Origin of the sequence: Paraburkholderia sp. (assembly GCF_035656215.1) — a bacterium.
Classification (GTDB): Bacteria; Pseudomonadota; Gammaproteobacteria; order Burkholderiales; family Burkholderiaceae; genus Paraburkholderia.
In genome coordinates this window covers 1-3,588 of sequence record NZ_DASRSY010000346.1, presented here as the reverse complement: position 1 = coordinate 3,588, position 3,588 = coordinate 1, and the positions used below count along the sequence as shown (strand labels likewise).

The window sequence follows — 3,588 nt, the reverse complement described above, 5'->3', positions numbered from 1 at the left end:
GAAAATGACGGTCTTCTCAAGCCAACGATCACAAGGAACGACATGTCCACTTCTTCTCCGATCCGCGCGATCGTGACCGGCCACACTCGCGGCCTCGGCGCATCTCTGGCTGAACAACTGCTGGCGCGTGGCGTCGCCGTGCTGGGTTTGTCCCGCTCGCGTCACGCCACCCTGAAAGAGCGCTTCCCGGCGCTGCTCGAAGAAATCGAACTTGAGCTTGCCGATCCCTCGCGCGTCGCCCAATGGGTTGCAACCGATGCACTGCGCAGCTTCGTCAGCGGCGCGCAAAGCGTACTGCTGATCAACAACGCGGGCATGGTTCAGCCAATCGGTCCGATCGAAGGCCAGGACGCCACGGACATAGCGACCGCCGTGAGCCTGAACGTGGCCACGCCGCTGATGCTCGCGAGCGCGCTCGCCGCAGCCAGTGTCGACGCAACCGATCGGCGCATCGTGCATATTTCCAGCGGCGCGGCGCGCAATGCGTATCCCGGCTGGAGCATCTACTGCGCGACCAAGGCCGCGCTCGATCATCACGCACGCGCCGTTGCACTCGACGCGAATCGCGCGCTGCGTATTTGCAGCCTGGCGCCGGGGGTCATCGATACGAATATGCAGGCGGAAATTCGTGGCAGCGGCACCGAGCAGTTTCCGATGCGCGAAAAATTCGAAGACCTCAAACGCAACGGCCAGCTTTCGACGCCTGAACAATGCGCCACCCAGTTGCTCGACTACGCGTTCAGCGATGCATTCGGGCAAACGCCGGTGGCGGATATTCGCGAGGTCGCGAAACAGGCCTGACTTGCGCGCGTCACGCTCCCGTAAAACCTCACCTTTCGGCTGACACGCCGATACTCACACGCCGGGCGCGACCATCGCGCCGCGCTCGGCCGCCCCAACTTCGCCGTGCGGCACGAACACATCCGAAGCGATACGGCGGCCGCGTTTCCGGCGCGCCTGGCGCAAGCGCGCCGCGCCGGCGCAGCAACACGCGAATGCGGGCGAGCAGTTCGGCTGGGTCGGCGGGCTTGCTCATAAAATCGTCGGCACCAAGCTCAAGACCAATCACACGATCGATCGCCTTGCTGCTCGCCGACAGCAAAATCACCGGCACGTCGTTGCCGCTCATGCGCAAGTCACGCAATACGGCAAGGCCGTCACCGTGTGGCGCCGATATGTCGAGCACCAGCAACGCCGGCCGTTCCATCTCGACCACGTGCTTCAGTCCGGCGCAATGCGGACGTGCGGACACACCGCAGCCTTGCCCGCGTAAAGATTCGCCCACGACGGCCGTTAAGCCGGCGTCGGCGCCCACAAAGAGAATGTGCTGACTCATCCAACTGATTCCAGGAGACGATCGGTTTTCAGAGACAGGCGATGGCTTGCGGGAATAGCTAATCCGCTGACCGCTTGTCGTCCGCGTCGCCATCTTCCCTGTATGCAGGTGTTCTCAAAACGGGGAACAGCCCCCAAGGTTGGCAATTTCTTCCCAACTCTTTCAACACGGAACGTGATAAGGGGCGACTCGCAAAGTCACGGCACGATGCGCGGATCGGCTCCCGAAAAGTCTCACCTTTGGCACGGAGTGATTGGGGTTCAGCGCGAAGTGCCCATCGGGGGACTCCCGAAAACCCTCACCTCAAGAGTTTGGGGGCAGGCCGCAAAGGCATGCTGGGCGGGGCACCGATGTTCCCGAACAGGCTACTCCCGCAAACCCTCACCTTTAGAGAGGGTCGAGTAATCTGCATACCCAGGTAAGAGGCGGTGTGGGTCAGGCACTTGCACGGCGGTGAGCGATGTACTTTCGGGGGTTGCCCAAATCGGCGCAAGGACGATGGTGCCGAACAACGGCACCCTCCGTTGAACGGCATCAGTCTGCCGAGTGCGAAGCGATCTTGCCGCTCACCGCTTTCAATCCGAAGCTCGCTATGAACGAAAGCGCCGCGCACGCCGCCATGAAATACGCAGGCGCGGCGACATTACCTGTCGACGAAATCAGCCACGTGGCGATCAACGGCGCGGTGCCGCTAAACACGGTGAAGCTGACATTGAACGTCAGCGCGACGCCGCTGAAACGCACGCGCGTCGGAAACATGTCGGCGATGATGCAGGCGAACGTGCCGTTGGCGAGACACGCGGCCACACCGGCCAGCGCGAGCAGCAGCACGACATCGATCGTATGGCTGCTCGCTGCCAGATAAAACGGATAGCTCAGCACCATCAGGAGCAGTGAGCCGAAGCGCAGCACAAAGCGCCTCGGCAGTTTGTCGCCGAGCCAGCCGGATAGCAGAATGCCCGTCGACACCACCGCGAGACCGACGTTCTGTCCGATCGCCACGCGGCGCGGGTCGTAGTGCAACACGCGATCGAGATAAGCCGGCATGTGCGCGAACAGCAAGCCGTTGAATGCGGCGACCACCGCTGTCGTGCCGATGCCGAGCAGCACGGGCCGCCAGTGCTCGCGCAACAGTTCTGCCAGCGGATGCTTCGCGGCGAGATGCTTCATCTTTGCGAACGCGGGCGTTTCTTCGAGTTTGCGGCGCAGCCAGAAACTCAACAAGCCGATTGCGCCACCGAACAGAAACGCAATGCGCCAGCCGTACGCCGCGACATCGTCGCCGCTCAGAAAGCTGTGCACCGAGAGATTGACGGCCGCCGCCAGCAACACGCCGGAGTTCACGCAAAAGAACACGATGCCGCACACGAGTCCCGCACGCCGCGGCACCGTTTCGACCACGTAGGTAATCGAACCGGGCAGCTCCCCACCGAGACAGAAGCCTTGCAGGAGACGCAGCAGAATCATCAGCAGCGTGGCGCTGATGCCCCACGTCGCGTAGGTCGGCACGATCCCCATACCGATGGTGCACATCGACACGACGATCACCGACACGATGAACACGCGCCGGCGTCCGTACCTGTCGCCGAAATAGCTCAGGACGATGCCGCCTACCGGTCGCGAGAGATAGCCGATCGCAAACACGGCGAATGACAGCATCAGGCCGACAATCGGATCGTGCATCGGAAAGAACGCACGGCCGATGAACTGCGCGAAGATGCCGTAGACGACGAAATCGTAGAACTCGAGCGCGCCGCCAAGACTCGCGAGGATGATCATGTGCCACTGTGAGCGCGTAAGCCGCGCGGGAGCTTCTTCTGAAAATCTGGCGGATTCAAGACTGGACATGGTTGTCTCCTGCGCGGTCCGACAAGGCTCATTGCCATGTTCGCCGCGTTGCCCTTGCGTTTGTCGTTGCGCTTCTATCAGCCGCGTCTGCCTTGTGTCAGGCGATGTGGGCGGCACTTACGCTTGCTGCTTAGTGCTCGTTGTTGACTTCCGGCTCATGCGTCATGCGCTAATCGAGCAGGACCCGGACGATCTGTGAGATGTCTTCATCGCCGAGTCCCCGTTCGACAGCTTCCTGCAAAAGCTTGCGCACCTCGCCGACGGCGCGCAGCGGCGCGTGAGCCTCGCGCGCCAACTCCGCCACCGCGTCGAGATCCTTCAGCATCGTTCTGATCGTGCCCGATGGACTCGACGGCGGTGTCAACATGCGCGGCATCAAGGTTTGCAGCAGCATCGAGTCGGCC

4 protein-coding genes are annotated in these 3,588 nt (G+C 62.2%); 1 reads left to right on the top strand and 3 read right to left on the bottom strand.

Going from position 1 to position 3,588, the window contains the following annotated elements:
- Positions 1–42 precede the first annotated feature (42 nt).
- Positions 43–801 (top strand): SDR family oxidoreductase, encoded by a 759-nt coding sequence (locus VFE81_RS20245; RefSeq protein WP_325046294.1) that lies wholly within the window; start codon positions 43–45, stop codon positions 799–801.
- A 28-nt stretch (positions 802–829) separates the two neighbouring features.
- Here the strand turns inward: VFE81_RS20245 and VFE81_RS20240 are convergent, their stop codons facing one another.
- The 3 genes from VFE81_RS20240 to VFE81_RS20230 form a co-directional block, all read right to left on the bottom strand.
- Positions 830–1,336, bottom strand: a complete 507-nt coding sequence (locus VFE81_RS20240; protein ID WP_325046293.1) for a response regulator — start codon at positions 1,334–1,336, stop codon at positions 830–832.
- A 534-nt stretch (positions 1,337–1,870) separates the two neighbouring features.
- Positions 1,871–3,184, bottom strand: coding sequence for an MFS transporter (locus tag VFE81_RS20235; RefSeq protein ID WP_325046292.1), 1,314 nt, complete (start codon positions 3,182–3,184; stop codon positions 1,871–1,873).
- A gap of 169 nt (positions 3,185–3,353) precedes the next feature.
- Positions 3,354–3,588, bottom strand: a 235-nt coding sequence (locus tag VFE81_RS20230; protein ID WP_325046291.1) for an NAD-binding protein, incomplete at its 5' end; no start/stop codon positions are given.

What these genes read in the sequence shown, in the direction of transcription:
- VFE81_RS20245 (WP_325046294.1), top strand. Translation starts at nt 43, where the DNA reads ATGTCCACTTCTTCTCCGATCCGCGCGATCGTGACCGGCCACACTCGC.
- VFE81_RS20240 (WP_325046293.1), bottom strand. Translation starts at nt 1,336, where the DNA reads ATGAGTCAGCACATTCTCTTTGTGGGCGCCGACGCCGGCTTAACGGCC.
- VFE81_RS20235 (WP_325046292.1), bottom strand. Translation starts at nt 3,184, where the DNA reads ATGTCCAGTCTTGAATCCGCCAGATTTTCAGAAGAAGCTCCCGCGCGG.